Source organism: Oryzihumus sp. JJN4-3R (assembly GCF_057747915.1).
Window position 1 is genome coordinate 3,709,602 of sequence record NZ_CM173229.1, and the last position, 26,202, is coordinate 3,735,803.

Consider the following 26,202-nt stretch of genomic DNA (forward strand, 5'->3'; position numbering starts at 1 on the left):
ATACGGGCCGGTATGGCGGGCGCCTGCGTCGACCCGGGGTCAGGACTCGCGGCGCCGCCGGGCCACCCGCAGCCGCGTCCTGACCGTCTCCTTGGGGGCGCCCATCACCGAGGCGAGCAGGGTGAGCGGCTCCGGGTGCCCCTTGCCGGTGAGGTCCTCGAACAGCGCCAGGAGCCCCGCGTAGTAGGCGTCCGGGTCCTCGCGCGGGCCGTCCGGCAGCGCGGCCAGCGCGTCGCGGACGTAGCGGCGCGCCATCCGGTCGTACGCCCCGAGCCCGGGGTTGTCCACGAGGTCCTCGACGTGCCGGTTGATCTCGCCGACCAGCTGCTCCATCCGCCGCATCACCCCCGTGTTGACGCCCTTGCGGCGCACCTCGGGGGCGGCGTCGGGCATCAGCCGGATGACGAGCTCGCGCGGGCCCTGGGTCCCGTCGCCGGGCTCCGCGCCCCACCAGCGCGCCTCGACCTCCCAGCCTCCGTCGCTGCGGCGCAGGTCGGTGGCCCAGGTGGGGGCGGGGGACAGGTCCGTGGTCCAGGCCGGGAGGGCCTTGCTTGACGTCATGGCGGGAGTCTGCGGGCATCAACCGGGCCTTGTCAAACCATGGTCTGACAAGTAGGGGTTGAATGGGGACCGGGCGCGTCGCTCCGGCCGGAATCGCATGGCGCTGCTAGACATGCGGCCCATGACCACCGAGCGGCACGACCCACCCCTGACCTCCGGCGAGCGCGAGCTGCTGACGAGCTTCCTCGACTGGCACCGGGCCACGCTGGCGGTCAAGTGCGAGGGGCTCGACGACGACCAGCTGCGCCGGCAGTCGATGCCGCCGTCCACGTTGTCGCTGCTCGGCCTGGTCCGCCACATGGCCGAGGTGGAGCGGTTCTGGTTCCGCCAGGTCATCGGCGGGCAGGACCTCGGCCGGGTCTGGTCCGACGACGGCGACTTCCAGGCCGCCTACCGCGCCGAGGGTGCCGACGTCGCCGAGGCGTTCGAACGCTGGCAGCGCGAGGTCGCCCTCGCCCGCGAGGTCGAGGCCGCCGCGCCGGCCCTGGACGTCACCGGCCACCAGGCGAAGTGGGGCGAAGACGTCTCACTGCGCTGGGTCCTCGTGCACATGATCGAGGAGTATGCGCGGCACAACGGTCACGCCGACCTCCTCCGGGAGGGCCTCGACGGGGTCACGGGGGAGTGAGGTCTGGGGCCGCGTCCGGCGGGACCGCTCCGGCCGCGTCCTCGGGAGGGTCGGCGGGGGCGGCGTAGCGGTGGGCCAGGGCGCGGCCCCCGGGCGTCGCATCCTCGAGCAGGACCACGACCCGGCACCCCGGGTCGCCGACCGCGATCCGCTCCTCGAGCAGCACCGAGGCCCCGCTGTCCCGGTTGCGCGCGGCGATGCCACCGAAGACGCTGGAGGTCATCCGGCACAGCGAGGGGGCCCGCTGCACGACGTCGCCGAACGGGCAGTGCGTGTTGCCGAGCACGATCCGGTGCTCGTCGGCCTCGATGACGTAGAACCCGCCCTCGATGGCGTGCTTGAGCCGCACGAAGCAGCGGCCCATCTGCTCCGGGGTCATCCGCCCGACCACGGCCTCGGCGGCGCGGAACTCGGCCTCCATCTGGCCGCCGATGTCGATGCCGACCTGGGCCACGGCGGCGGCCGCGGCCTCCGGCCCGTGCTGCAGCTCGAGGCTGCGGGCCAGCTGCACCACGAGCGCCCGCAGGAAGGACTCCCGGCCGAAGCCGCCCTCCGGGCGGGCCTCCGACAGCTCGGGCAGCGCACCGATGAGGTGTCGCGGGGGGTCGTGGCTGGTGGCCACGGCGCGCTCGACCGGCAGGGTCGCCGAGACCGTCATGCCACCGGCGGCCCGGGCCTCGGCCTCGAAGGCGGGGGCCAGCTGGCGCACGAGGTAGAGGCCGAGGCCGTGCTCGGGCAGCCCGCGCAGGTCGACCCGGCTGCCGCCCGCCCGGGGGTCGAACCCCGGACCGAGGTCCCAGACGGTGAGCCTGGGGTGCTCCTCCGCCCAGGTCAGCGAGACCCAGGTGGGGCCGCCGGCGTGGCGCACGGCGTTGCCGACCACCTCGGCGAACACCAGCTCGGCGGCGTCGAGGTCGCTGTCCGCCTCACCATGGCGGCGCAGGTAGTCCATCACCTCGTGCCGCAGCTCGGTGACGGCCCCGCGGTTCTCCGCCTCGAGGAACCAGTCCACCGGTGCATTGTGCCGCACCGGAGGCGCCGACCGCTGCGTGTTGCGGGACGGGCAGAGGCGTTGTCCGCCAAGGGAGGCGGACTTCGGTCAGGTCGCCGTCATTTCTTGGTCAAGGCGGGTCGGAAAAGTGGCGCGAACCCCTAAAGTCCCGGTCCCATGGGGGACGTGTCACCAACCACGAGTGTGCTCCGCGACGGCCGCTTCGTGCGTCTCGCGTCGGCGCGCACCATCTCGACGCTGGGCACCGGGTTCGGACGGGTCGCCCTGGCGTTCGGCGTCCTCGCGCTTCCAGGGGCCAGCCCGGCCCGGCTGTCCCTGGTGCTCGCGGCGCAGGCGCTGCCCCAGCTGGTCTTCGTCCTCGCCGCCGGCGTCATCGGCGACCGGTTCTCGCGCTACCGGCTCATGGTCGCCGCCGAGCTGCTCGCCGGGGTGGCGTGGGCCGCCCTGGCGGCCATGGTGCTGACCGGGTGGGCCCCGCTGGTAGCGGTCCTCGTCGCGGCGGTCGCCGCCGGCCTCGGCAGCGCGCTGCTGCTCCCGGCGATGACCGGTGTGCTGCCCGAGTTCGTCAGCGGGGAGCAGCTGCAGCAGGCCAACGCCCTGCTCCGGGTCGGGCAGAACGTCGCGCTCGTCCTCGGGCTGGCCCTGTCGGGTGTGGCGGTGGCCGTGCAGGGGCCGGGCTGGGCCATGGCGTTGAACGCGGCCTCCTTCCTGGTCAGTGCGGTCCTGATCGCCGGGATGCGGCTGCCCTCCCGGGCCCGCCTGGCGAGCACAGCGCTGGAGGACCTGCGCGTCGGGTGGCGCGAGTTCACGTCCCGGCAGTGGCTGTGGGTCGGCGTCGTCCAGTCGGCCTTCGTGCTCGCGGCGGTCATGGCGACCGTCGGCGTCCTCGGGCCGCTCCAGTCCCGGGACCACCTCGGTGGCGCCCGGGCCTGGGCGCTCCTCGCGGCCGCACAGGCGGTCGGCTCGGTGGCCGGGGCGCTCCTCGCCGGACGGGTGCAGGCGCGTCGCCCCATCCGGGCCGCCGTCGTGGTCACCTTCGTCTCCGCGCTGCCGATGGCCGCGCTGGGCGCCGGCTCGTCGCTGTGGGTCGCCGTGGTGGCCATGTTCGTCTGCGGCATCGCCGCCGACGTCTTCGGGGTGCTGTGGGTCACCACCCTCCAGCGGGAGGTGCCCGAGGAGGCACTGTCGCGGGTGGGGGCCTACGACCTCTTCGGGTCCCTGGCCTTCGCTCCCCTGGGCCTGCTGGTCGCGGGCCCGCTGGCGGATGTCTTTGGCACCGCCCGGACCCTGCTCGGCTGCGCCGGACTGGTCGTCCTCGCCTGCCTGGGGGCCCTGCTCTCGCCCTCGGTCCGCCATCTCGCCGCTCCCCAGGTGGCCGGAGGGTCCACCGCCCCCGTCTCGGTGCCTGCCGGCGAGGCACCCCTCCCGGCGGACCCCGCCCCGGGGCTCGCGGACCCCGAGGCCGAACCCACTCCGGTCGAACCCACTCCGGCCGAACCCGCTCACGCCGGGCCCGCTCAGGTCGAGCCCGCTCAGGTCGAGCCCGCTCAGGTCGAGCCGGCTCAGGTCGAGCCCGCTGAGACCGCACCTACGCAGGCCGAACCGCTCCGGGCGGAGCGTCACCCGGAGCAGCGTCCGGTGCCCCTGCCGGTGCCGGCGGTGGTGGAGGGCGCGGCCCCCGCCGTCTCCGGCTGAGCCGCGCGCCCGGATCGAGGGCGCGTGTGGTGAAGTCCCGCCGGAGGTGTTGGGATGGTTTGGTGCGCGCCCGCTACCTCGCTGCCGGGACGGCCGTCTGGGCCACGGCATACCTGCTGCTGTATGCCGCGCTCATCGACCAGCAGGGCGACTCCCCGATCGCGTGGTGGTACGTCACGATCGTCGGCTGCGGCGCGCTGTTCATGGTCGGGGCCGCGCTGGGTCGCACCTCGATGTTCGTCCTCATCCTCGCCGTGGCCGCGCTCGGCGTCGCGACGATCCTGGCCATCGCCTCGATCGGGTTCCTGCTCCTGCCGGCGGTCATCGGAGCGGCCACCGTGATCGGGCTGGGTGGGGCCGAGAAGCCGCGGTGAGCAACAGTTTTCGTGGCCGTTACCTGAGGAAACGGCGCCTCAACCTGCCATCCGTACCGTCCGGGACGCAGGGAGGAGGCGTCGATGACGATGCGGGCAGGCGCGAAGGGTGCGCTGGCGGACAGCAGGATCGGTATCACGAGCAGTCGCCGCGGCGACGAGCTCGCCGCGCTGCTGGAGCGGCGTGGAGCACGGGTGGAGGCCGCCCCGGCGCTGGCGATCACGCCGCTCCCGGACGACGCGGCGCTGCGGGCCGTGACGGCCCGGTGCATCGAGCGGCCCCCTGAGCTGCTCATCGCCACCACCGGACTGGGCATGAGCGGCTGGCTCGAGGCGGCGGCCGAGTGGGGCCGGCGGCACGAGCTGGTGGCCGCGCTGCGCCGCGCCGAGATCTTCGCGCGCGGCCCTCGCGCCGTCGCCGCCCTGCGCTCTGCCGGGCTGCGGGAGACGTGGGCCTCGGACTCCGAGGCGATGGAGGACGTCGTCGGCCACCTGAAGGGCCGGCAGCTGCACGGGCGGCGGATCGTGGTTCAGGAGCACGGGTCCTCCAGCCCCGGGCTGGCGGCGACCCTTCGTCTGCAGGGCGGCCACGTCAGCACGGCCACCGTGCACCGGTTTACCGTGGTCACCGACCGGGAGCCGCTGCGCCGGTTGGTGACCCTGGTTGCCGACCGGGAGCTGGACGCCGTCACCTTCACCTCGGCGCCGGCCGCCAAGGTCGTCCTCGACGTGGCCGCCGACACCGGGCGGCACGCGGACTTCATCACCGCCCTGCGCCGGGACGTGCTTACTGCCTGCATCGGGCCGGTGACCGCGGCCGTGTTCGAGGCGTGGGGCATCCCGACGGTGCACCCGCGCCGCGCCCGGCTCGCGGAGCTGGTCGCCGGCCTGGACGACGCGATGGCCACGCGCCGGCAGGGGACCCGGCTCGTCGTCGCGGACCGCGAGCTGGTGCTGCGCGGCGAGCAGGTGCTCCTGGACGGGGTCGAGGTGCGGCTCACGCCGGGTCCCCGGGCGATGCTGCGCGCCCTGGCCCGCCAGCCCGGGCGCGTGCTCTCGCGGGCCGAGCTGCTGGCGCTGCTGCCGGGGGACGCGCTGCGGTCCGAGCATGCCGTCGAGGCGACGGTGGCCAGGCTCCGGCGGGCGATCGGGCCGGCCCTGGTGCGCACCGTGACAAAGCGCGGCTACCGCCTCGCCGTCCCGCTGTGAGGGCGTGCGCGCGTGCGCGCGCGTTCCCGTTGCGCGGTGGCGCGGGCGGTGGGAACCTGCGTGACGGTGCCCACGGCGAGCCGAAGTTGAGTCCGCGCGACGAAAACGGCAGGCTTGCGCCTTGTGATGCGTGGGGTCGTTGAGGAGGAGCTGCTCGAGGCAGCGGGTGAGCTGCGCGACCTCGTCGCCGTCTCCCGCTACCCCATCGACACGGGGGACGCCGACTCCGCCCGCGACGCCCAGGTGGCGCTGCTCGAGCAGCTCGACGACTACATCCTGCCGAGGCTGGCCTCGATGGACGCCCCGCTGCTGGCGGTCATCGGTGGCTCCACGGGAGCCGGCAAGTCGACCCTGATCAACTCGATCGTCGGGGCGACGGTCAGTCGCAGCGGCGTATTGCGGCCGACGACCCGGGCGTCGGTGCTGGTGCACAACCCCGAGGACGACATGTGGTTCACCAGCGACCGGGTCCTGCCCGGGCTGGGGCGCGTGCGGGGCAACACCGGCACCGGTGGCATCCACGCCGTCGACGACCCGTCCGAGGTCCGGCTCGTCGAGTCCTCCGCGCTGCCCCCGGGCCTGGCGCTGCTCGACGCCCCCGACATCGACTCGGTCGTCCGGCCCAACCGGGAGCTGGCCGCCGAGCTCATGGCCGCAGCCGACCTGTGGCTGTTCGTCACGACCGCCGCGCGCTACGCCGACGCCGTGCCGTGGATCATGCTGCGGCAGGCCGCCGAGCGCGGGACCTCGGTCGCGATCGTCCTGGACCGGGTCCCGCCCGAGCACATGGAGGAGGTCCGCGGCCACCTCAGCGACATGCTGCGCGGGGAGGGGCTGGCCAGCGCGCCGATCTTCGCGATCCCGGAGAGCTCGCTCACCCGTGAGGGCCACCTCGACCCCCAGCACGTGGCCCGGGTCCGCTCATGGCTGGCGGCACTCGCCCGCGACGCGAAGGCCCGCTCGATCATCGTGCGGCGCACCCTCGGTGGTGCCCTGGACTCGCTGCGCGACCGGGTCGACCTGCTAGCCACTGCCAGCGATGGCCAGCATGCCGCCATCGAGGAGCTGCGCCGGGCCGCCGAACGGGCCTACGCGCAGGCCGGCGAGGCCGTCGAGGCCGGCACCGGCGACGGGACGCTGCTGCGCGGCGAGGTGCTTGCGCGCTGGCAGGAGCTGGTCGGGACCGGCGAGTTCCTCCGGCACGTCGAGGCGCACATCAGCACGTGGCGCGACCGCTTCTCCTCCGCGATCAAGGGCACGCCGCCCCCGGCCACCAACCTCGGCGAGGCGCTGCACTCCGGCATCGCCGAGATGCTCATCGCCTACGCCCAGGCCGCAGCCTCCACCAGCGCCCGCCGCTGGCGTGGGCTGCCCGGTGGCGAGGCCCTCCTCGAGGCGCACCCCGAGCTGGCGCTACCGTCTGCTGACCTGCCCGAGCGGGTGGAGCGGCTCGTGCGCGACTGGCAGGGCGACCTGCTCGAGCTGGTCCGGGCCGAGGGCAAGGACCGGCGCACCACCGCACGGATGCTGGCCTTCGGGGTCAACGGCCTGGCCGTGGTGCTGATGCTGGTGGCCTTCAGCCAGACCTTCGGCCTCAGCGGTGCCGAGGTGGGGGTCGCCGGCGGCGCCGCGGTGCTCGCGCAGCGGCTCCTGGAGGCGATCTTCGGTGACCAGGCGGTGCGCCGCCTGGCCACCAAGGCGCGCAAGCAACTGATGGACCAGGTCGAGGCGTTGTATGCCGCGGAGCGGCAGCGCTTCGACCGTGCACTCGAGGGCGTGGACGTCGTGGCGACACAGGGCAAGCAGCTGGTCGAGGCCGCAGCCGCGGTGGAGGCTGCCCGGTGAGCGTGCTCAAGCTGGGCTCGCGTCCCGCCGCCACCGGCATCCCGGCCGTGGCTGACCTCGCCGGCCAGGCGGCTGCCCTGCGGGCTGCCCTGGAGACCGGGGGGGACCGGCTCGAGGCGGGTGACCGCCGGCTGGCCAAGAGCATCGTCAACAAGGTCGACGAGCGCACCGCCATCACCGGGTCGCACACCGTCGTTGCCCTGGCCGGCGCCACGGGCAGCGGCAAGTCGAGCCTGTTCAACGTGCTGACCAACGGCGACGCGGCCGACGTGGGCACCAAGCGGCCCACCACCTCGCTGCCCACGGCTGCCGTCTGGGGCGAGGAGCCGGCCACGCGGCTGCTCGACTGGCTCGGCGTGGGCCGTCGGCACCGCGTCACCGGTCACGACGCCGGCGAGGACGCCGCCGCCCTCGAGGGCCTGGTGCTGCTCGACCTGCCCGACTTCGACTCGACCAACGCCGACCACCGCGTCGAGGCCGACCGGGTGCTGGACCTCGCCGACGTCTTCGTGTGGGTCACGGACCCGCAGAAGTATGCCGACGCACGCCTGCACGACGAGTACATCCGCACCCTGGCCGGCCACGCCGCGGTGACCCTGGTGGTCTTCAACCAGGCCGACCGGCTCAGCCCGGAGTACCTCGCCGCGTGCCGCGCCGACCTGACCCGCCTCGTCAACGAGGACGGCGCCACCGGCGCCGAGGTCATCGTCACCTCCGCCCACACCGGCCAGGGCATCCGCGACCTTCGCGGCGAGATCGGGGAGGCGGTCAGCCGCCGCACCGCGGCGCAGCAGCGCCTCGCGGGCGACCTGCGGTATGCCGCGACCCGCCTGCGCGAGGCCGTCGCCGACACCGAGCCCAGCCTGGAGGCAGCCCTGGACGGGGGGCTCGTCGAGGCGCTCACCCGCGCGGCCGGCGTCCCGACGGTCCTGGCCGCGGTCGAGCGCGACTACCGCCGCGAGGCGTGGGCCCGCACCGGGTGGCCGTTCACCCGCTGGGTGCGCGCCTTCCGGCCCGACCCGCTGACCCGGTTGCGGCTCCAGCCGGAGAAGTCCGACACCGCGGTGCCCGGCATCACGGCGGCCGACGTGCGCGCCGTGCTGGGTCGCTCCTCGCTGCCCCCGGCGACCCCGGCGGCGCGGGCCGCCGTCGAGCTGGCCACGCGTGAGCTCGTCGACGACGCCTCGCAGGGCCTGCCCCAGCCGTGGGCCGACGCGGTCGCCGACGCCGCCACGGAGCGTGGCCCGCACCTGGCCGACGCGCTCGACCAGGCGGTGCTCCAGACCCCGCTGCGCGCCGACAAGCCGCTGTGGTGGCGCGTGGTCGGGCTGACCCAGGCGCTGCTGGCCGCTACCGCCGTCATCGGGGCCGTATGGCTCGGGGCGCTGTCCGTGGCCGGGTGGCTGCGCCTGCCGCCCATCCTCACCCCCTACCTCGGGGTCGTGCCCCTGCCGACCGTCCTGCTGCTGGCCGGCCTGGCGGTGGGCTTTCTGCTGGGCTTCGTCTGCCGCTTCGCGGGGCAGAAGGGGGCCAGACGGCGCCGCGAGCTGGTGGCCGACCGGCTCGAGCAGGCCATCACCGAGGTGGCCGCCGCGCACATCGTCGCCCCGATGGAGGCCGTGCTCGGCGCCCACCGGCAGACCCGCGAGCACCTCATCCGAGTCGGCGCCTGACCCCGGCACCTAACCCGGCCGGCGCCTTCCCGGCACCGCCCCGGCGGGCGCGTCATCCCGGCACCGCCCCGGCGGGCGCGTCATCCCGGCACCGCCCCGGCGGGCGCGCCATCCCGGCGCTTGGCCGTGGCGCCCGGCGCCCGGCCGGCGCCGACTGCTGACGGCCGTTGCGCAGGAACGTCACACCTGCGCGGAAACGTTTCCGCGCAGGTGTGACGGACCTGCGCGACAACGCCGTTGAGCGGCGCCGGGCCCGGCCGTACCTCGTCGTGCCGAGGACCCGGTTGTCCACATGGGGTCCGCGCTTCGTCCCACCATCCACAGGCCGCGGCCGGCCTCTGGTGCCGGCCACCCGGCATACCGAGTCTGGGTTCACCCGCCGAGCGGTCGGCGGGGCACACACAGATGAGGGGATGCACAGATGAACGAGAGCTACGTGACCATCAGCGGCAACGTCGTGGGCGACCCGGTCGTCCGCACGACGCGGGCCTCGGTGCCGTTCGTGACCTTCCGGGTCGCCTCGACGGTGCGGCGGGTGGACACCAAGACGGGGGAGTACATCGACGGCGGGACCAACTACGTCAACGTGACGGCGTTCCGGTCGCTCGGGATCAACCTCGCCAACTCGCTGCACAAGGGTGACCCGGTCATCGTCTACGGCCGGCTGCGGATCAACCAGTGGGTCAACGGCGAGCGCAGCGGCACCTCCGTGGAGATCGACGCCTACAACGTCGGCCACGACCTGTCGCGCGGGCAGTCGCAGTTCACCCGCGTCGCCAAGCCGCAGCTCGACCCGCACGACCGGCTTGCCGACCCGGCGGTCCAGGAGGCGCACGACGCGCTCGCCCGGGCCGAGGTCGGCGACGAGCCGGCCGAGTGTGACGACCTCGCCTACGCCGGCGGCTTCGACCGGCCCGAGGAGGCGGCGGACACCGACGACTACGAGCTGGTGGGTGTCGCGGCCGACTGAGGCGGGGGATCCGCAGCCAGCGGGTGAGCGGATTAACTCGGCGGGGCGTCAGGCAGATAACCTGACGCCCATGCCCGAGTTCATCTACACCATGACCAAGGCGCGCAAGGCGCACGGCGACAAGGTCATCCTCGACGACGTCACCATGTCGTTCTACCCCGGCGCCAAGATCGGTGTCGTCGGTCCGAACGGCGCCGGCAAGTCCACGATCCTGAAGATCATGGCGGGTCTGGACCAGCCCTCCAACGGCGAGGCGCGGCTGACCCCGGGCTACAGCGTGGGCATCCTGCTGCAGGAGCCGCCGCTGAACGAGGAGAAGACGGTCCTCGGCAACGTGGAGGAGGGCGTGGGCGAGATCAAGGCCCAGGTCGACCGCTACAACGAGATCTCGGCGCTCATGGCCGAGCCGGACGCCGACTTCGACGCGCTGATGGAGGAGATGGGCAAGCTCCAGACCGCGATCGACGCGGCCGACGCGTGGGACCTCGATTCCCAGCTCGAGCAGGCGATGGACGCGCTGCGCTGCCCGCCGCCGGACGCCGACGTCACCGTGCTCTCCGGTGGTGAGCGCCGCCGCGTCGCGCTGTGCAAGCTGCTGCTGAGCAAGCCTGACCTGCTGCTGCTCGACGAGCCCACCAACCACCTCGACGCCGAGAGCGTGCAGTGGCTCGAGCAGCACCTCGCGTCCTACCCGGGCGCCGTGCTGGCCGTCACCCACGACCGGTACTTCCTCGACAACGTCGCCCAGTGGATCGCCGAGGTCGACCGCGGTCACCTCTACCCCTACGAGGGCAACTACTCGACCTACCTGGAGAAGAAGCAGGAGCGCCTGCAGGTCCAGGGCAAGAAGGACGCCAAGCTCGCCAAGCGCCTCAAGGATGAGCTGGAGTGGGTCCGGTCCAACGCCAAGGCCCGCCAGACCAAGTCCAAGTCGCGTCTGGCCCGCTACGAGGAGATGGCCGCCGAGGCCGAGCGCACGCGCAAGCTCGACTTCGAGGAGATCCAGATCCCGCCGGGCCCGCGCCTGGGCAGCGTCGTCATCGAGGTCGACGACCTGCGCAAGGGCTTCGACGAGCGCATCCTCATCAACGGCCTGAGCTTCACGCTGCCGCGCAACGGCATCGTCGGTGTCATCGGCCCCAACGGTGTCGGCAAGACGACGCTGTTCAAGACCATCGTCGGGTTCGAGGAGCCGGACTCGGGCACGGTCAAGATCGGCGAGACCGTCAAGATCTCCTACGTCGACCAGAACCGCTCCGGCCTCGACCCCAAGGTGAACGTCTGGGAGACGGTCTCCGAGGGCCTGGACTACATCCAGGTGGGCAACGTCGAGATCCCCTCGCGCGCCTACGTGTCCAGCTTCGGCTTCAAGGGCCCGGACCAGCAGAAGCCGACCGGCGTGCTCTCCGGTGGTGAGCGCAACCGCCTCAACCTGGCCATGACCCTCCGGCAGGGCGGCAACCTGCTCCTGCTCGACGAGCCGACGAACGACCTGGACGTCGAGACCCTGGGATCGCTGGAGAACGCCCTGCTGGACTTCCCCGGCTGCGCCGTGGTCATCAGCCACGACCGGTGGTTCCTCGACCGCGTCGCGACGCACATCCTCGCCTACGAGGGTGACGCCGAGGACCCGAGCAAGTGGTTCTGGTTCGAGGGCAACTTCGAGTCCTACGAGAAGAACAAGATCGAGCGGCTCGGCGCCGACGCGGCCCGTCCGCACCGCGTGACCTACCGCAAGCTGACCCGCGACTGAGCCACCCGGCATACCGGTCACGACGGAGCCCGCGCCCCCTGGAGGGGGACGCGGGCTCCGTGTCGTGCGGGGGAGTGGCGGGGCGACCGGTCGGGTCGCCGCGGCCGCTCCGGGCGGTCGGGCGCTCAGCCCTTCAGGGCCGATCGGTCAGGGGCGCACGAGGCGCAGCGCCAGGGAGCCGTATGCCGTGCCGATGGCTTCGGGGGTGCGCCTGGTCCCCGGCTCGAACCAGCGGGCCACGTCGATGCACATCGACAGCAGCGCCAGGGTGGTCCCGGGCACGTCGGGCACCTCGAAGTCGCCGGCGCGGACGCCGGCGGAGAGCACCCGCCGCACCGCAGCGTCGATCTGCTTGCGCAGGGCCCGGACCTCGTCGCGGTGGTCGGGGGAGAGGTGGGGGAACTCGTACTGCACGATCCGGGCGGTGCGGAAGTGCTCGGCGTGCCAGCGGGCGAACTCCGAGACGATGTCCTGCAGCTGGTCGGCCGGGGCGTCCCGGCGCGCGCCGGCCGCCTGGACCAGGTCCAGTGCCGCCACGTGGCCCTGCCGGCTGAGCTGGAACAGCAGGTCCTCCTTGCTGGAGAAGTGCACGTAGACACCGGCCGGGCTCAGCCCCGCGCGGGCCGCGATGTCCCGGGTGGTCGTGGCGTGGAAGCCCTTGTCTGCGAACGCTTCCGCTGCTGCCTCGATGATCCGCTGGAGGGTGTCGGGGACCCGACGGCCGGTGGCGCCGGCGGCGTCTCCCGTGGTCGACGTGGCGCTCGTCATGGTTGACAGCATGGCCCACCTGTCGAAGACTAAGCAAGCGCTTAGTTACCCGGAGGTAGGTTATGCCCCGCAACGTCTACGGCCCCGATCACGAGGCCTTCCGTGCGTCCGTCCGCGAGTTCGTCGAACGGACCCTCAAGCCCCGTGCCGAGGACTTCATCGCGGCCAAGTCCATCGACCGTGCGGTCTGGCAGGAGGCCGGCAAGCAGGGTCTGCTCGGTCTGGACATCCCCGAGGAGTACGGCGGCGCCGGCGCGGACGACTTCCTCTTCAACGCCGTGGCAGCCGAGGAGTTCTCGAAGTTCAACGCCGCGGTGTCCTCCTGCTTCGGCATCCACGCCGACGTCTGCCCGCCCTACATCGTCGACCTGGGCACCGAGGAGCAGAAGCAGCGCTGGCTGCCCGGCATGGCCGCCGGGGAGCTGATCTGCGGCATCGCGATGACCGAGCCCTCGGGTGGCTCCGACCTCGCCGCGCTGAAGACCACCGCCGTGCGCGATGGTGACGACTGGGTCGTCAACGGCTCCAAGACGTTCATCACCAACGGCTACCAGGGCGACCTCATCATCGTCGCGGCCCGCACCGACCCGTCCAAGGGCGCCAAGGGCATCACGCTGTTCATGCTCGAGACCGGCATGGAGGGCTTCACCCGCGGCCGCAAGCTCGACAAGGTCGGCCAGGAGGAGTCCGACACGGCCGAGCTGTTCTTCGACAACGTGCGCGTGCCCGACGCCAACCGCATCGGCGAGGAGGGTCGTGGCTTCATCGCGATGATGGAGCGCCTGCCCCAGGAGCGCGTCGGCGCCGCGGTGTCCAACACCGCCCACGCGTTCCAGATCCTCGCCGAGACGATCGACTACGTGAAGGAGCGCAAGGCCTTCGGCCAGCCGGTCGGCACGTTCCAGCACAACAAGTTCAAGATCGCCGAGATGCAGACCAAGCTCGAGGTCACCCAGGCCTACGTCGACGACTGCGTCGCGGCGCACGCGAAGGGCGAGCTCAGCGCCGTCGACGCGGCCAAGGCGAAGTGGTGGTCGGCGCAGGTGCAGAACGACGTCCTCGACGAGTGCGTCCAGCTCTACGGCGGCTACGGGTTCATGAACGAGTACCGCGTGGCCCGCGCCTGGCGGGACGCCCGCGTGACCAAGATCTGGGCCGGCTCCAACGAGATCATGAAGGAGCTCATCGGCCGCGACCTCGGCCTCTGAGGCACCGCCGGGCGGGTCCGCACCGGCACGGCCCGCCGCACCACCCGAGCGACCACCCCCGAAGACAGGAGCACCACCCGTGGGCCTGCACGACCACACCGTCGCCGTCGTCACCGGAGCCAGCCGCGGGATCGGGCTGGGCATCGCCGAGCGCCTTGTCGCGGAGGGGGCCAGGGTGGTGATCACCGGCCGCAAGGCCGAGGCCCTGGACGAGGCGGTCGAGCACCTCGGCGGCGTCGAGCACGCGCTCGGCGTCGCCGGCCATGCCGACGACCCCGAGCACCAGGACCAGGTCCTCGCCGTGGCGCGGGAGACCTTCGGTCGGCTCGACCTGCTCGTCAACAACGCCGGAATCAACCCGGCCTACGGGCCGATGATCGACACCGACGTCGACGCCGCGCGCAAGATCCTCGAGGTCAACGTGCTCAGTGCCTTCGAGTGGACGAAGAAGGCGGTGCGCGACGGCCTCGGCCGGCCTGACGAGCACGGCCGGCCGACCGGGGCCGTCGTCAACGTCGCCTCCATCGCCGGGCTCGGGGCCACGGGTCTGCTGGGCTGGTATGCGGTGTCGAAGGCTGCGCTCATCCACCTCACCACCGAGCTGGGTCACCAGCTCGGGCCGGACGTGCGCGTCAACGCGGTGGCCCCGGCGGTGGTCAAGACGCAGTTCGCCGAGGCGCTCTACTCCGGACGTGAGGAGAAGGTCGCCGCGGCCTACCCGCTCAAGCGGCTGGGGGTGCCCGAGGACGTCGCCGGGGCGGTCTCCTTCCTGCTGTCGCGGGACGCGTCGTGGATCACCGGGCAGACCCTGGTCATCGACGGCGGCGTGACGCTCGGCGGCGCCCTGTGAGCCGCTTCGACGGCGCGGTGGTGGTCGTCACCGGTGGCGGTCAGGGGATCGGTGCGGCCTACGCGCGCCGGTTCGCCGGCCTCGGCGCCAAGGTCGTGGTCAACGACCTCGACCCCGGCCGGGCGCACGAGGTGGCGCGCGAGGTCGGCGGGGTGGCGATCCCCGGCGATGCCTCGACCGAGGTCGGGGTCGAGATGCTGGTCGGCACGGCCCGCTCGCTCGCCGGTCCGATCGAGGTGTTCTGCGCCAACGCCGGCGTGGCCCGCGGTGGCATGGAGGACGTCGACGAGCGGGCGTGGGAGACCTCCTGGCAGGTCAACGTCATGGCGCACGTGCGGGCCGCCAAGGCGCTGGTGCCGCACTGGGTCGCCCGCGGCCACGGCACGTTCGTCTCCACCGTCTCCGCCGCCGGGCTGCTCTCCATCCCTGGTGCCGCGCCCTACGCGGTGACCAAGCACGCGGCATACGCGTTCGCGGAGTGGCTGTCGATGACGTACGGGGACAAGGGAATCGGTGTCCACGCGGTCTGCCCGCAGGGCGTCCGGACGCAGATGCTCGAGGACTCCGGTGACGCGGGCAAGGCGCTCATGGGCGCCTCGGCCATCGAGCCCGAGGCCGTCGCCGACGCGCTCGTCGAGGCGATGGAGCAGGGCCGGTTCCTGGTCCTGCCGCACCCCGAGGTGGCCGACATGTATGCCGGCCGCGCGGCTGACCCGGACCGCTGGCTGGCCGGGATGCGCCGGGTCGCGGCTGCGCTCCCGGCGTCGATGATGGGGGTGCGGTCCTGATGCGGGCGTGGCAGGTCGACCGGCTCGGCGAGCCGGCGCAGGTCATGACACTGGGCGAGATCGACTCTCCCGCAACGCAACCCGGGCACGTGCTGGTCGACGTGCTCGCCACCGCGCTGAACTTCCCCGACGTGCTCATGGCCCGCGGGGAGTACCAGGTGCGCCCGCCGCTGCCCTACGTCCCCGGCGTGGAGGTCTGCGGCCGGGTCGTCGAGGTCGGCGCCGGGGTCGAGGGTGTGGCCGTCGGTGACCGGGTGGTGGGCATGCCGGCGCTGCCGCACGGTGGGCTGGCGGGGCGCGCCCTCATCCCGGGCCCGGCGTTGTTCGCCGCGCCGGAGGCCCTGGACGACGCCAAGGCCGCGGCGCTCACGATCGGCTACCAGACGGCATACGTGGGCCTGGCCCGCCGCGCGGGCCTGCGGGCGGGGGAGACCCTGCTCGTCCACGCGGCCTCCGGCGGCGTCGGCTCGGCCGCCGTGCAGGTCGGCAAGGCGCTGGGTGCCCGCGTCATCGCCGTCGTCGGTGGAGCCGGGAAGGCCTCTGTCGCAACGGACCTGGGCGCCGACGTGGTGATCGACCGCACGGCCGGCGACCTCGTGCCCGCGCTGAAGGAGGCGGCCGGTCGCGGCGGCGTGGACGTCGTGTTCGACCCCGTGGGCGGGGCGGCCTACGAGGCCTCGACCAAGGTCGTCGCGTTCGAGGGGCGGATCGTGGTCGTCGGCTTCGCGGGCGGCACGATCCCGGCGCCGGCGCTCAACCACGCGCTGGTCAAGAACTACTCGATCGTCGGCCTGCACTGGGGGCTCTACCTCCAGCGTGACCACGCGGTGGCCGAGGAGGCGCACGCGCAGCTCACCCGGTGGGCGGCCGAGGGCCTGGTCGACCCGCTGGTGTCCGAGCGGCTGGCCTTCGAGCAGGCGGCCGACGGCCTCACCCGGCTGGCCGAGGGGCGCACCACCGGCCGGGTCGTCGTCCTCGCCCCGGCCTAGACCGCGACCGAACACCGCTTGGCCCGCGTTGTGGCGCCCTTTCGGCGCCGGAACGCGGGCAAGCGCGTGTCCGGTCGAGGTGGTGGTCACGCACAGGTCGGTCAGGAGCCGAGGGTCAGGACGTCGCCCACGTCGCACTGGAGCACCCGGCAGATCGCGGTGAGGGTGGAGAAGCGCACGGCCTTGGCACGGCCGTTCTTGAGCACGGAGAGGTTGACGATCGAGACACCGACACGCTCGGCGAGCTCGGTGAGGGTCATCCCGCGCTCGGCCAGCAGCGTGTCGAGGTGGCACACGATCGCGCGGCCTTCGTCGAGGGCGGCGGGAGGCGTCACACCAGTCCCTCGAGGTCCTGCCGCATGGCCACTCCGCGCCACCACACCGCGCCCAGGACGATCAGGGCCAGGCCGGCCCCCAACGGCCACAGCGGCACCCACTGCCACCGGAACCAGATGTCAGCCTTGCCCCCGGCCGTGGAGGTTGCCAGCATCCAGCGCAGGACCAGCTGATGGGCCAGGATCGCCAGCGGTGGTCCGGCGAGCACCAGGAGTCCGGCCAGGGTGAGCCGGCGGGCGTTGCGGGCGTCGAAGGGGTCGGCGCGCCGGGCCGAGCCGACCATCCTGGACAGGGTCCACCACAGCCATGCGAGCCCCACGGGGACCGAGGCCTCGGCGACGAGCCAGGCGATCCGCTCGGGCGCGCCGGGGTCCCAGAAGGTCAGCTGGCCGGCTCGCCCCACCATCGGGACCGGGCTGTCGCCGGTGACCAGCTCGGCCCAGCCTGCAGGGTTTGTGCCCCCCGAGGCCGGGACCACGTTGAACGCGTCGGGGGAGTCATGGACGTGCGCCGGTCGGACGAGGACCGGTGACGAGGGAAGCCGGGAGCTGCCCGGCCACAGCTGCTGGGCCTGCTCCGTGACCAGTCGGGGGACGTGCCGGTCGTACAGGGACTTGGTGCCGGTGGTCCCGACGACCACCGCGACGGCGCCCAGCAGGCTGAAGACCGCCAGCGCTCGCAGGACCCACTGCGCCACCGCCAGCGCCGCACCTTGACGTCTCCCCATGACATCCCCCTTAACGTTTTTCGTTATTAACGATGAACGTTAAGTCGGCAAGGTGTTCTGGTCAACCACCGCGGCGCCCCTCGCCCGCCGATCGGCTGCCCGGGCCGGGTCAGTGCCCGGCGGGGGACAGGTCGGTGAGGATGGCGCGCAGCCGCGCCAGGCACTCGTCCACGAAGGCCGGGTAGGTCTGCCAGTAGTAGGCGACCCCGCTCACCCCGACCACGATCGCCCAGGCGCGAGCCCGCTCCCACGTCACGTCGTCCAGGGCCAGCGCGTCGCGGTAGGTCAGCCGGGCCTGCACGGGGTAGTCCCAGAGGACGGCGTGCTCGGCCGCGGGAAGGCCCACCGACAGGGCGCCGAAGTCGATCACGGCGTGCAGGCGTCCCTCCCGCGCCAGCAGGTTGGTCGGCCTGAGGTCACCGTGCAGCCAGACGTGCGGGTCTGCGGGGTCCGGCAGCGCCAGGGCGTCGAGCCAGGCCTGTTCGAGGCGGTCCACGTCCAGGTCCAGCCCCTCGAGGGCGCGGCACTCCTCCAGGGATGTGCCCACCCACTCGGCCGTGTCCTGCAGGCTGCCGCCGCGGTACCAGCTCAGGGCGCCTTCACGGTGCGCGCCGTGAAGATCGGTTGCGTGGAGCGCACCCACGAACCCGGCCAGGTCCGCGCCGAACTGCGCCCAGTCGTCCACGGTGTCGCCGCCGACGACGGCGCCCTCGATCCAGCGGTAGACCGACCAGGGGAACGGGAAGGCGGACGTGGGTTCACCCCGGAGCACGGGCCGGGGCACGTCGACGGGCAGGTGGGGAGCCAGGCACGGCAGCCACACGTGCTCCTTCGCCACGTCACCGGCGGTGCCGGGCCTGCGCGGCAGGCGCACCACCAGGTCCGGCCCCAGCCGGTACATCGTGTTGTCGGAGCCCGACCCCGCCGCGTGCAGGGGGAGGTCGGCCCACTCGGGACGCTGCTCCCGGAGCAGGGCGCGCACCGTCGTCTCGTCGGCGGGTACCTCGTCGTCGTGAAGGCGTGGGGTCACGACGCCACTCTCTGCCACCAGATCCGTGGGTGGCCAACGGTTTTCCCGCCCCGGCGCGCCGAGACACGAGCACCGGACGCGCTTTGGCCCGCGTCTCGGGGTCGATCCGTCCCCGAAACGCGGGCCAGGCGGTGTCCGGTCGAGGACGGGCGCCGAGGCGTCAGTCCTGCGGGCCGCCGGCCACGTAGATGACCTGGCCGGAGACGAAGCCGGCGCTCTCGGACGTGAGGAACGAGATCGTCGCCGCGATGTCCTCCGGCTGGCCGACCCGGCCGACCGGGATCTGCGCCGAGGCGCCGGCGATGAAGTCCTCGAAGGAGACCTTCATCCGCTCGGCCGTCGCCCGGGTCATGTCGGTGGCGATGAAGCCCGGGGCGACCGCGTTGGCCGTGACGCCGTAGCGGCCGAGCTCGATCGCCAGGGTCTTGGTGAAGCCCTGGAGGCCGGCCTTGGCCGCGGAGTAGTTGACCTGGCCGCGGTTGCCCTGCGCCGAGGTCGAGGACAGGTTGACGATCCGGCCGTACTTCTCGGCCGTCATGTGCGTCTGCACCGCCTTGGTCATGAGGAACGCCCCGCGCAGGTGCACGGCCATGACGGCGTCCCAGTCCTCGACGGTCATCTTGAAGATGAGGTTGTCGCGGATGATGCCGGCGTTGTTGACCAGGATCGTCGGCGCGCCGAGCTCCTCGGCCACGCGGCCCACCGCTGCCTCGACCTGGTCGGGCTGGCTGACGTCGACGCCCACGGCGATCGCCCGGCCACCGGCCGCGGTGATGGCCTTCACGGTGTCGGCGCACGCGGCCTCGTCGAGGTCGAGGACGGCGACGGCGTGGCCGTCCGCGGCCAGCCGGATCGCGGTGGCGGCGCCGATGCCGCGGGCCGCGCCCGTCACGATGGCCGTGCGCTGCGGGGTGGTGGTCACAGGTGCCTCCTGGGGCTGTCGGTGGTGAATCGTGTTGGCAGCAAAGACTTCTCAGGCCAGAGCCGCGTGGCCGGCCTCGACCAGCGGTGCGACGACCTCGCCGATGCGGTCGAACCCCGGCCCGACCGTCTGGCCGTGGGTGAAGCGGAAGTGGATGCCCTCGCAGATGACGGCCAGCTTGAAGTAGCCCAGGGCCGTGTACCAGGGCAGGGGACTCACGTCGAGACCCGTGCGCGCGGCATACCGCTCGATGAGCTCCTCCAGCGGCGGGAAGCCGTTGTGCGGGCCCATCCCGTCGGAGACCACGCCCGCGACACCGCGGGTCGGCAGCGCGTAGACCGGCAGCAGGCCGAGGTCGCACAGCGGGTCGCCGAGGGTGGCCATCTCCCAGTCGAGGACGGCGCGGATGCCCTGGTCCGGCCCGACGATCGCGTTGTCGAGGCGGTAGTCGCCATGCACGATGCCCGCCCGCTGGCTGACCGGGACGCGTGCGGCGAGGTCGCGCGCCAGCTCCTCGATCCCCGGTATCGCGCGTGACCGGGACCGCTGCAGCTGCTGCCCCCAGCGGCGCACCTGTCGCTCGAGGAAGCCCTCGGGGTGGCCGAAGTCCCGCAACCCCAACGCTTTCGGGTCCTGGTCGTGGAGATCGGCGAGGGTGTCGATCAGCCGGTGCGCCAGGGTCGTGCGCTGGGCGGACGAGAGCCCGTCCAGGTCGGCGTCCGTGCGCAGGACCGCGCCGTCGACGAGCTCCATGACGTAGAACGGTGCGCCCACGACCTCGGGGTCCTCGCAGAGCGCGACCATGTCCGGCACCGGCACGGCGGTCGGCCCGAGTGCGGACATCACGCGGAACTCGCGGGTCATGTCGTGCGCAGTCGCCAGGACGTGGCCCAGCGGCGGCCGCCGCACGACCCACTGCCGGTCGCCGTCGCTCACCCGGTAGGTGAGGTTGGACTTGCCGCCGGCGATCAGCTCCGCCGTCAGCGACAGCGCCGTGCCGTCGGCCGTGCCGACGACCGGCTCCATGAACCGCGACAGTGCCTCGAGGTCGAGCCCGTCCACCATGCGCCCGACCTTACTGAGCGCTTGCTTAGTGGGGAACCCCGCCCGACGTGACCATGGTCATGGGAGCCGGCCACCCGGCATACCGGGGTCAGCGCTGCTGGCCCTCGACCCAGCCGGAGCCGGAGGACTCCTTGATCCGCACCATGCCCTCCTGGGCGACGGTGGCCACGAGCACGCCGTCGGCGCTGAACATCCGCCCGGTGGCCAGGCCGCGCCCGCCGGAGGCCGAAGGGGAGTCCTGGGTGTAGTAGGTCCACTCGTCGGCACGGGCCGGGCGGTGGAACCACATGGCGTGGTCCAGGCTCGCCGGGCGCAGCCGCGGGTCGGACCAGGCGATGCCGTGCTTGCGCAGCACCGGCTCGAGCAGGGAGTAGTCGGAGCAGTAGGCGAGCACCGCCGCGTGCAGCAGCGGGTCGTCGGGCATGGCGCCGACCGCCTTGAGCCACACGCTCTGCCGCGAGGCCGGCTGCCGGCCGGGCTTGACGTAGATGGCGCCCTCGACGTGGCGCAGGTCGATCGCCCGGCGGGTCGACCAGAACAGCGCGGCCGGGTGGTCGATGTCGGCCAGCTCCTGCGCCGCCGTCGGCAGCGTCTCCGGGTCCGGCGAGGCGGGCATCGGCTCCTGGTGGTCCAGGCCCTCGGCCTCGGTCTGGAACGAGGTGATCATCGACAGGATCGGCTTGCCGTACTGGATCGCGTGGACCCGGCGCGCGGAGAACGAGGCCCCGTCGCGCAGCCGCTCCACCGCGAAACGGATCGGGTGGCTGGAGTCGCCGGCGCGCAGGAAGTAGCCATGCAGCGAGTGGATGTGCCGGGGCGCGCCCTCGATGTCCTGCACGGTGCGCCCGGCGGCGATGATCGACTGCGCGAGCACCTGCCCGCCGAACACCCGGCCGTGCGGCTGGGGCTGGCTGCGGCCGATGAAGACGTCGGCCGAGGACTCCCCGAGGTCGGACTCCGCGTCGCCGGGGGCGTCGACGCTGATGTGCGCCAGGCCCGCGGGCTTGAGGTCGAGGACGTCGAGGAGGTCCTCGAAGGGGTCGGCGAGCGAGCCGTCGTCAAGGGTCGTGGTCACACCGAGACGATATCCGGCGCCTGCCATGATGGGTCGCATGCCTGCCCGCCCCTACCACGTGGACGTCCCGCTGCGCTGGTCCGACATGGACGCCTACGGCCACGTCAACAACGTCCAGTTCCTGCGCCTGCTCGAGGACGCGCGGGTCATCGGCTTCCAGGAGTGGTTCGGCCAGGACCGTTCGATGCTGAACGAGGGCGTGCTGGTCGCGCGCCACGAGATCGAGTACCTCGCGCCGCTGGAGTTCCGCCACGCCCCGATCGCGGTGGACATGTGGGCCACCAAGGTTTCCGGCGCCAGCTTCGACCTCGCCTACGAGGTGCGCGACCCCGAGGGTCACGGCACGAGCCTGTATGCGCGGGCCGAGACGACGCTGGTCGCCTACGACTTCTCGACCGCCTCACCCCGGCGGCTGCGGCCCGACGAGCGCGAGAAGCTCAAGTCCGTCTCCGGCGACCCGGTGCCGTTCCGCTGGCGGGCCAAGGCGTCCCGCGCGTGAGCGTGCTGCGCTTCCCCGACGCCGAGGCGCTCGCCGACCTCGGCACCTTCGTCGCCCGGGCCCGCTCGCTCGACGCCGAGGGTGCCATCCGCCTCCAGGCCCACGGCCTGGCGCTGGCCGCCTACGTCGGGGTGCTGCCCGGACGGGGGCTGATGGCCGAGGGTGCCGTCCTGGGCATGCGGGTCATGCCGCTGGCCGAGCCGGCCGACCTCGACACGACCGTCCCGCTGGCGGGGGTCACCGACCGGCTGGCCCGCACCGGCACCGCCGACGCGCGCACGCTCGACGTGCCGCCGACCACCGTCAGCGCCGGCTGGGCGGCCGTCGCCCCGCCCCGTTCCGGATGGGAGCGCGTGGGGGACCTGGGCGCCGACGTGCTCAAGGCCGTTGCCACGCATGGCATCGAGGAGATCGCCCAGGGGGCGCCGAGCGGCTCCGGCGGCCACGCGGTGACCTCGCTGCGGGAGCGGGTGTGGAGCCGGCCGACCGACACCGTGCCGCCCGTGCCGGCAGGGGCGGCGTTCGCGGCCTACGCCCTGGGGTTCCTCGGGCAGGGGAGTGCTGCGGTGTTCATGCACGGTCGGTGGACGCGGCTGTCCACCGAGGCCGGTCACGTCCTGCTGCGGTAGCCACCGAGGACGACCAGCGCCGCGACGGCGGCCAGACCGGACCAGATCAGCACGAAGGTGTCGGTGTCGTTGCCGCTGCCATGGTGCAGGGCGGCGAAGACCGCACCGGCCGTGGCGATGCCGAGCACGCTGCCCAGGGCGTCCGCGAGCTGCAGTGCGGAGGAGGCCCGGCCCTGCTCGCCCTCTGCGGCGAGCTGGAGCGAGAGCACCGACGTGGTGGACATGGCCAGCCCCATGCCGAGCCCGGCGAGGACCTGGGCCACGCCGACCAGCACCGAGGGCAGGCCGGCCGCCCCGATCACCGCCATACCCGCGATGCCCAGCGTCAGCGAGGTGCCGCCGGCCATGACCAGTCCGGTGCGCCGGTGCAGCAGCACGTCGCGGCCCTGGACCCACGACCCGAAGGACCAGCCCAGCGCCCCCACGGTCAGGGTGGCACCGGCCAGGGTCGGGCTGAGGTGGCGCTGCGTGACGAGCATCAGCGGCACGAACGCGAGGCCGCCGTTGAAGGCCGAGGTCAGCAGGAACCGGCTGAGCACTACCGAGGGCAGCCCGCGGGCCATACGCAGCGTGCCGGCCGGCATGAGCCGGGGCGCGGTGGCGCCGAGGACGGCGACGCCCGCTGCAGTGAGCACGAGCGGCCAGACCTGCGGCGGGACGAGGCTCTGCGAGCCCCACTGCAGCGCCGCGGCGGCGGCCGCCACGCCGACCCCGAGCCCGGCGGTGCGCCGGTGGGCGGCTCGCTCGGCCTCGGGCACGTCACGCCGGTCGCACTCGTCGGCCAGGCGTGAGCGCTGGGACAGCACGGCCAGCAGGGTCATCGCGACGGAGGGGACGACGATGAGGAACACCCAGCGCCATGACAGGTGCGTCGCCAGCCAGCCGGCGACCGGCGGCCCCACGAGCGCGGGCAGCACCCAGGCCGCCGAGACCCACGTGAACACCTTGGGGCGTAATGCATCCGGGTAGGCCCGGGCGATCACGACGTAGAGCGCGACGACGACCAGCCCGGCGCCGAGCCCGGCGACGAAGCGGCCGGCGAGCAGCACGGGGAAGCTCGTCGCGAGGCCGGCCAGCGCCGACCCGCCGGCCAGCAGCAGCTGCCCGGCGATGAGCCCGGGCAGCGGTCCGCGCCGGTCGCTCCACACGCCCGCCAGGACGATGCCGAGCAGCTGCGCGGTCAGCATCACCGAGAAGGCCAGGCTGTAGGAGCGCACCGCGTCGAGCTCCCGCGCGACCACGGGCATCGCCGTGGAGATGGCCATGGCCTCGAAGGCGATGGTGGTCACCAGGGCGACGATCGCCAACGTCACCAGCCGGTATGCCGGGGCCATCGGTCCGCGGGCCGGTGCACCCCCGGGAGTGGTCGAGGTGCTCGGGGTGGCGGTGGCCGGCGAGGACGCCGTCCCCGGGCGCACGTCGGGCCGGGTGTCGCTCGTGTCGGTCGATGCAGTCACGTCGCTCATGGGACTACGTCAAGCAGGCTTGAGGTCAAGGCGACGGGCATGCCCGTCACGCTAGCCCGGCCCGCCGACACCTGGCACGGCCATTTCGCGGGGCAGGTGCGTGCCTGGTCGTGGCCCCTCCGGCTCCGATGGCCCGCCGTTGACGGGTCCGGACGCACCAGATCCGTCGAATCAGGCCCGGATGAGGGTCGAGACGACGGATCTGGTGCGTCCGGTCAGGGTGAGGAGGGGGTTCAGGCCTCCAGCGAGAGCCAGACCGTGGTGTCGGTGCCGAGCGTGCCGTCCTCGCCCAGCGGGCCGCTGGACAGCAGGACGGACGCGCCCTGCGGCAGGGCCACCGGCTCGGCGCCGAGGTTGGCCACCACGAGGGTGCGCCGGTCGTCGGCGTCGACGGCGAACGCCACGACGTCCTCGCCGTAGCCCTCGACCCACGTGAACGTGCCCACGCCGAGCGCCCGCTGACGACGGGTGGCGAGCAGCGCGCGATACAGCTCGAGGGTGGAGCCCTCGACGCCGACCTGCTGGTCCACGGCGTAGCGGCGGTAGGCGGCGGGCTGCGGCAGCCACGTCTGGTCCGACGGGCCGAAGCCGAACGCGGGGGCGTCGGCCTCCCACGGCAGCGGCACCCGGCAGCCGTCGCGGCCGCGCTCGGTGCGGCCCGAGCGCTCCCACGCCGGGTCCTGGCGGAACTCGTCGGGCATGTCGGTGGAGTCCGGCAGGCCGAGCTCCTCGCCCTGGTAGACGTAGGCCGAGCCGGGCAGGGCCAGCATGATCGCGGTCGCGGCGCGCGCCCGCTTCAGGCCGAGCTCGACGTCGGGCTGCGGGTCGCCGATGCCGATGCCGTTGGGGCGCTTGCTGCCCACGGGCAGGCCCAGGCGCGAGGCGTGGCGCACGACGTCGTGGTTGGACAGCACCCACGTGGAGGGGGCGCCCACCGAGTCCGCCGCCGCGAAGGAGGACGTGACCACGGCGCGCAGGTCCCCGGCGTGCCACTGCGAGGTGAGGAAGTCGAAGTTGAACGCTTGGTGCATCTCGTCCTCGCGGACGTAGCGCACGGCGCGCTCCTGCGGGTGCACCCACGCCTCGGCGCACAGGATGCGGTCGCGGTTGCGGTCGACCGAGTCACCCTCGATGGGGTTGTACGCGTTGAGGATCTCGCGCCAGCGGCGGTAGACCTCGTGGACGCGGTCCTGGTCCCACATCGGCGGGCGGCGGTCGTCGTGCTCCTCGTCGGCGCCGCCGAGCATCTCCTGGGACTCCTCCCAGTTCGGCAGGCCGTCCTCCTTGATCAGGCCGTGGGCCACGTCGACGCGGAAGCCGTCGACGCCGCGGTCCAGCCAGAAGCGCAGGATGTCCTCGAACTCGGCGCGGACCTCGGGGTGCTCCCAGTTGAAGTCCGGCTGCTTGGAGTCGAACAGGTGCAGGTACCACTGGCCGGGGGTGCCGTCGGCCTCGACCGCACGGGTCCACGCCGGGCCGCCGAAGACGCTGCGCCAGTCGTTCGGCGGCAGCTCGCCGTCCTCGCCCAGGCCGTCGCGGAACATGTAGCGCTCACGCTCGGCGCTGCCCGGGCCGGCGGCCAGCGCGGCCTGGAACCACGGGTGCTCGTCGGAGGAGTGGTTGGGGACCAGGTCGACGATGACCTTGATGCCCAGTTCGTGGGCGCGCGCCAGCATGGCGTCGGCGTCCTCGAGCGAGCCGAACAGCGGGTCGATGTCGCGGTAGTCCGCCACGTCGTAGCCGGCGTCGGCCTGCGGCGAGGTGTAGAAGGGCGAGAGCCAGACGGCGTCGACGCCGAGGTCGCGCAGGTAGGGCAGCCGGGCCGTGATGCCGGGCAGGTCGCCGATGCCGTCGCCGTTGGCGTCGGCCCACGAGCGCGGGTAGATCTGGTAGATCACCGCGTGGCGCCACCACGGGGCGTCCTGGGGGCCGGCGACGTGGGTCGGGGTCGTGGCCAGGCGCAGGTCTGGCGCGCCGTCGACGGCGGTCAGGTCGAGAGCGGGGGAGACAGTCACGGGTCACCATCCTGCATCAGGGACCCCGCCTCACCCAAGGCGACCCTGCAACTTCTTGCGGAATGGGCAAGAAGTTGCAGAGGTGTTCCGTCCGCGCCTTGGTATGCCGTGTGGC

25 protein-coding genes are annotated in these 26,202 nt (G+C 73.2%); 14 read left to right on the plus strand and 11 right to left on the minus strand.

Annotation, left to right across the window (positions count from 1 at the left end):
• Nucleotides 1–39: 39 nt before the first annotated feature.
• Nucleotides 40–561, minus strand: a complete 522-nt coding sequence (locus AC3ANM_RS17665; protein ID WP_488285721.1) for a hypothetical protein — start codon at nucleotides 559–561, stop codon at nucleotides 40–42.
• Between the two features lie 121 nt (nucleotides 562–682).
• On the opposite strand from AC3ANM_RS17665, the gene AC3ANM_RS17670 reads away from it, so the two are divergent.
• Entirely contained in the window at nucleotides 683–1,189 is a 507-nt protein-coding gene (locus tag AC3ANM_RS17670; RefSeq protein ID WP_488285722.1) for a DinB family protein, read from the plus strand.
• On the opposite strand, the gene AC3ANM_RS17675 is transcribed toward AC3ANM_RS17670, so the two are convergent.
• Nucleotides 1,176–2,201: an ATP-binding protein gene (locus AC3ANM_RS17675; RefSeq protein ID WP_488285723.1), complete on the minus strand. Its 1,026-nt coding sequence runs from the start codon at nucleotides 2,199–2,201 to the stop codon at nucleotides 1,176–1,178. The two genes, AC3ANM_RS17670 and AC3ANM_RS17675, sit on opposite strands and share 14 nt — an antisense overlap.
• Nucleotides 2,202–2,366: 165 nt before the next feature.
• Between AC3ANM_RS17675 and AC3ANM_RS17680 the strand changes: the two genes are divergently transcribed.
• The 7 genes from AC3ANM_RS17680 (at nucleotide 2,367) to ettA (ending at nucleotide 11,720) form a co-directional block, all read left to right on the plus strand.
• Nucleotides 2,367–3,896, plus strand: coding sequence for an MFS transporter (locus AC3ANM_RS17680; protein ID WP_488285724.1), 1,530 nt, complete (start codon nucleotides 2,367–2,369; stop codon nucleotides 3,894–3,896).
• Between the two features lie 62 nt (nucleotides 3,897–3,958).
• Nucleotides 3,959–4,270, plus strand: coding sequence for a hypothetical protein (locus tag AC3ANM_RS17685; protein WP_488285725.1), 312 nt, complete (start codon nucleotides 3,959–3,961; stop codon nucleotides 4,268–4,270).
• An 84-nt stretch (nucleotides 4,271–4,354) separates the two neighbouring features.
• Entirely contained in the window at nucleotides 4,355–5,479 is a 1,125-nt protein-coding gene (locus AC3ANM_RS17690; RefSeq protein ID WP_488285726.1) for a uroporphyrinogen-III synthase, read from the plus strand.
• Nucleotides 5,480–5,605: 126 nt separating this feature from the next.
• Nucleotides 5,606–7,324 carry a dynamin family protein gene (locus AC3ANM_RS17695; RefSeq protein ID WP_488285727.1) on the plus strand — a complete coding sequence of 573 codons (1,719 nt, stop codon included), beginning with the start codon at nucleotides 5,606–5,608 and terminating at the stop codon, nucleotides 7,322–7,324.
• Complete coding sequence (locus AC3ANM_RS17700; RefSeq protein WP_488285728.1) at nucleotides 7,321–8,997, plus strand: GTPase family protein; 1,677 nt, start codon at nucleotides 7,321–7,323, stop codon at nucleotides 8,995–8,997. Before AC3ANM_RS17695 ends, AC3ANM_RS17700 begins: the two co-directional genes overlap by 4 nt.
• Nucleotides 8,998–9,418: 421 nt before the next feature.
• Nucleotides 9,419–9,967, plus strand: a complete 549-nt coding sequence (locus tag AC3ANM_RS17705; RefSeq protein WP_488285729.1) for a single-stranded DNA-binding protein — start codon at nucleotides 9,419–9,421, stop codon at nucleotides 9,965–9,967.
• A 70-nt stretch (nucleotides 9,968–10,037) separates the two neighbouring features.
• Complete coding sequence (gene ettA, locus AC3ANM_RS17710) at nucleotides 10,038–11,720, plus strand: energy-dependent translational throttle protein EttA (protein ID WP_488285730.1); 1,683 nt, start codon at nucleotides 10,038–10,040, stop codon at nucleotides 11,718–11,720.
• Between the two features lie 147 nt (nucleotides 11,721–11,867).
• Here ettA and AC3ANM_RS17715 read toward each other — a convergent pair whose 3' ends face one another.
• A complete protein-coding gene (locus AC3ANM_RS17715; RefSeq protein WP_488285731.1) occupies nucleotides 11,868–12,488 on the minus strand; it encodes a TetR/AcrR family transcriptional regulator in 621 nt (206 codons plus the stop codon).
• Nucleotides 12,489–12,550: 62 nt separating this feature from the next.
• Here AC3ANM_RS17715 and AC3ANM_RS17720 point away from each other — a divergent pair, with 62 nt between their 5' ends.
• From AC3ANM_RS17720 to AC3ANM_RS17735, 4 genes are all read left to right on the plus strand, one after another.
• Nucleotides 12,551–13,696 carry an acyl-CoA dehydrogenase family protein gene (locus AC3ANM_RS17720; protein WP_488285732.1) on the plus strand — a complete coding sequence of 382 codons (1,146 nt, stop codon included), beginning with the start codon at nucleotides 12,551–12,553 and terminating at the stop codon, nucleotides 13,694–13,696.
• A 79-nt stretch (nucleotides 13,697–13,775) separates the two neighbouring features.
• On the plus strand, nucleotides 13,776–14,546 hold the full coding sequence (locus AC3ANM_RS17725) for an SDR family oxidoreductase (RefSeq protein WP_488285733.1): 771 nt from the start codon (nucleotides 13,776–13,778) through the stop codon (nucleotides 14,544–14,546).
• Nucleotides 14,543–15,334, plus strand: coding sequence for an SDR family oxidoreductase (locus AC3ANM_RS17730; RefSeq protein ID WP_488285734.1), 792 nt, complete (start codon nucleotides 14,543–14,545; stop codon nucleotides 15,332–15,334). The genes AC3ANM_RS17725 and AC3ANM_RS17730 overlap by 4 nt, the downstream gene beginning before the upstream one ends.
• Nucleotides 15,334–16,323 (plus strand): NADPH:quinone oxidoreductase family protein, encoded by a 990-nt coding sequence (locus AC3ANM_RS17735; protein WP_488285735.1) that lies wholly within the window; start codon nucleotides 15,334–15,336, stop codon nucleotides 16,321–16,323. Before AC3ANM_RS17730 ends, AC3ANM_RS17735 begins: the two co-directional genes overlap by 1 nt.
• A gap of 101 nt (nucleotides 16,324–16,424) precedes the next feature.
• Here AC3ANM_RS17735 and AC3ANM_RS17740 read toward each other — a convergent pair whose 3' ends face one another.
• The 6 genes from AC3ANM_RS17740 to AC3ANM_RS17765 all read right to left on the minus strand — a co-directional run bounded on the left by AC3ANM_RS17740 (nucleotide 16,425) and on the right by AC3ANM_RS17765 (nucleotide 21,505).
• Nucleotides 16,425–16,658 carry a helix-turn-helix domain-containing protein gene (locus tag AC3ANM_RS17740; RefSeq protein ID WP_488285736.1) on the minus strand — a complete coding sequence of 78 codons (234 nt, stop codon included), beginning with the start codon at nucleotides 16,656–16,658 and terminating at the stop codon, nucleotides 16,425–16,427.
• Nucleotides 16,655–17,386: a hypothetical protein gene (locus tag AC3ANM_RS17745; RefSeq protein ID WP_488285737.1), complete on the minus strand. Its 732-nt coding sequence runs from the start codon at nucleotides 17,384–17,386 to the stop codon at nucleotides 16,655–16,657. The genes AC3ANM_RS17740 and AC3ANM_RS17745 overlap by 4 nt, the downstream gene beginning before the upstream one ends.
• Before the next feature lie 109 nt (nucleotides 17,387–17,495).
• Nucleotides 17,496–18,416: an aminoglycoside phosphotransferase family protein gene (locus AC3ANM_RS17750; protein WP_488285738.1), complete on the minus strand. Its 921-nt coding sequence runs from the start codon at nucleotides 18,414–18,416 to the stop codon at nucleotides 17,496–17,498.
• A 160-nt stretch (nucleotides 18,417–18,576) separates the two neighbouring features.
• Nucleotides 18,577–19,338, minus strand: coding sequence for a 3-oxoacyl-ACP reductase FabG (gene fabG / locus AC3ANM_RS17755; protein ID WP_488285739.1), 762 nt, complete (start codon nucleotides 19,336–19,338; stop codon nucleotides 18,577–18,579).
• A gap of 51 nt (nucleotides 19,339–19,389) precedes the next feature.
• A complete protein-coding gene (locus tag AC3ANM_RS17760) occupies nucleotides 19,390–20,403 on the minus strand; it encodes a phosphotransferase family protein (protein WP_488285740.1) in 1,014 nt (337 codons plus the stop codon).
• Between the two features lie 88 nt (nucleotides 20,404–20,491).
• Nucleotides 20,492–21,505, minus strand: a complete 1,014-nt coding sequence (locus tag AC3ANM_RS17765; protein WP_488285741.1) for an acyl-CoA thioesterase — start codon at nucleotides 21,503–21,505, stop codon at nucleotides 20,492–20,494.
• A gap of 10 nt (nucleotides 21,506–21,515) precedes the next feature.
• Between AC3ANM_RS17765 and AC3ANM_RS17770 the strand changes: the two genes are divergently transcribed.
• Together AC3ANM_RS17770 and AC3ANM_RS17775 are read left to right on the plus strand one after the other, a co-directional pair.
• A complete protein-coding gene (locus AC3ANM_RS17770) occupies nucleotides 21,516–21,977 on the plus strand; it encodes an acyl-CoA thioesterase (RefSeq protein ID WP_488285742.1) in 462 nt (153 codons plus the stop codon).
• Nucleotides 21,974–22,606 carry a DUF8185 domain-containing protein gene (locus tag AC3ANM_RS17775; protein ID WP_488285743.1) on the plus strand — a complete coding sequence of 211 codons (633 nt, stop codon included), beginning with the start codon at nucleotides 21,974–21,976 and terminating at the stop codon, nucleotides 22,604–22,606. Before AC3ANM_RS17770 ends, AC3ANM_RS17775 begins: the two co-directional genes overlap by 4 nt.
• Here the strand turns inward: AC3ANM_RS17775 and AC3ANM_RS17780 are convergent.
• Both AC3ANM_RS17780 and AC3ANM_RS17785 read right to left on the minus strand, forming a co-directional pair.
• Nucleotides 22,588–24,063 (minus strand): MFS transporter, encoded by a 1,476-nt coding sequence (locus tag AC3ANM_RS17780; protein ID WP_488285744.1) that lies wholly within the window; start codon nucleotides 24,061–24,063, stop codon nucleotides 22,588–22,590. The genes AC3ANM_RS17775 and AC3ANM_RS17780 overlap by 19 nt on opposite strands.
• A gap of 242 nt (nucleotides 24,064–24,305) precedes the next feature.
• Nucleotides 24,306–26,087 carry a glycoside hydrolase family 13 protein gene (locus AC3ANM_RS17785; protein ID WP_488285745.1) on the minus strand — a complete coding sequence of 594 codons (1,782 nt, stop codon included), beginning with the start codon at nucleotides 26,085–26,087 and terminating at the stop codon, nucleotides 24,306–24,308.
• Nucleotides 26,088–26,202 lie beyond the last annotated feature (115 nt).

Bases quoted from the DNA above. Each gene is read 5' to 3' on its own strand.
- AC3ANM_RS17665 (WP_488285721.1), bottom strand. From the start codon at position 561: ATGACGTCAAGCAAGGCCCTCCCGGCCTGGACCACGGACCTGTCCCCC.
- AC3ANM_RS17670 (WP_488285722.1), top strand. From the start codon at position 683: ATGACCACCGAGCGGCACGACCCACCCCTGACCTCCGGCGAGCGCGAG.
- AC3ANM_RS17690 (WP_488285726.1), top strand. From the start codon at position 4,355: ATGACGATGCGGGCAGGCGCGAAGGGTGCGCTGGCGGACAGCAGGATC.
- AC3ANM_RS17695 (WP_488285727.1), top strand. From the start codon at position 5,606: ATGCGTGGGGTCGTTGAGGAGGAGCTGCTCGAGGCAGCGGGTGAGCTG.
- AC3ANM_RS17705 (WP_488285729.1), top strand. From the start codon at position 9,419: ATGAACGAGAGCTACGTGACCATCAGCGGCAACGTCGTGGGCGACCCG.
- ettA (WP_488285730.1), top strand. From the start codon at position 10,038: ATGCCCGAGTTCATCTACACCATGACCAAGGCGCGCAAGGCGCACGGC.
- AC3ANM_RS17715 (WP_488285731.1), bottom strand. From the start codon at position 12,488: ATGACGAGCGCCACGTCGACCACGGGAGACGCCGCCGGCGCCACCGGC.
- AC3ANM_RS17720 (WP_488285732.1), top strand. From the start codon at position 12,551: ATGCCCCGCAACGTCTACGGCCCCGATCACGAGGCCTTCCGTGCGTCC.
- AC3ANM_RS17735 (WP_488285735.1), top strand. From the start codon at position 15,334: ATGCGGGCGTGGCAGGTCGACCGGCTCGGCGAGCCGGCGCAGGTCATG.
- AC3ANM_RS17745 (WP_488285737.1), bottom strand. From the start codon at position 17,386: ATGGGGAGACGTCAAGGTGCGGCGCTGGCGGTGGCGCAGTGGGTCCTG.
- AC3ANM_RS17760 (WP_488285740.1), bottom strand. From the start codon at position 20,403: ATGGTGGACGGGCTCGACCTCGAGGCACTGTCGCGGTTCATGGAGCCG.
- AC3ANM_RS17765 (WP_488285741.1), bottom strand. From the start codon at position 21,505: ATGGCAGGCGCCGGATATCGTCTCGGTGTGACCACGACCCTTGACGAC.
- AC3ANM_RS17770 (WP_488285742.1), top strand. From the start codon at position 21,516: ATGCCTGCCCGCCCCTACCACGTGGACGTCCCGCTGCGCTGGTCCGAC.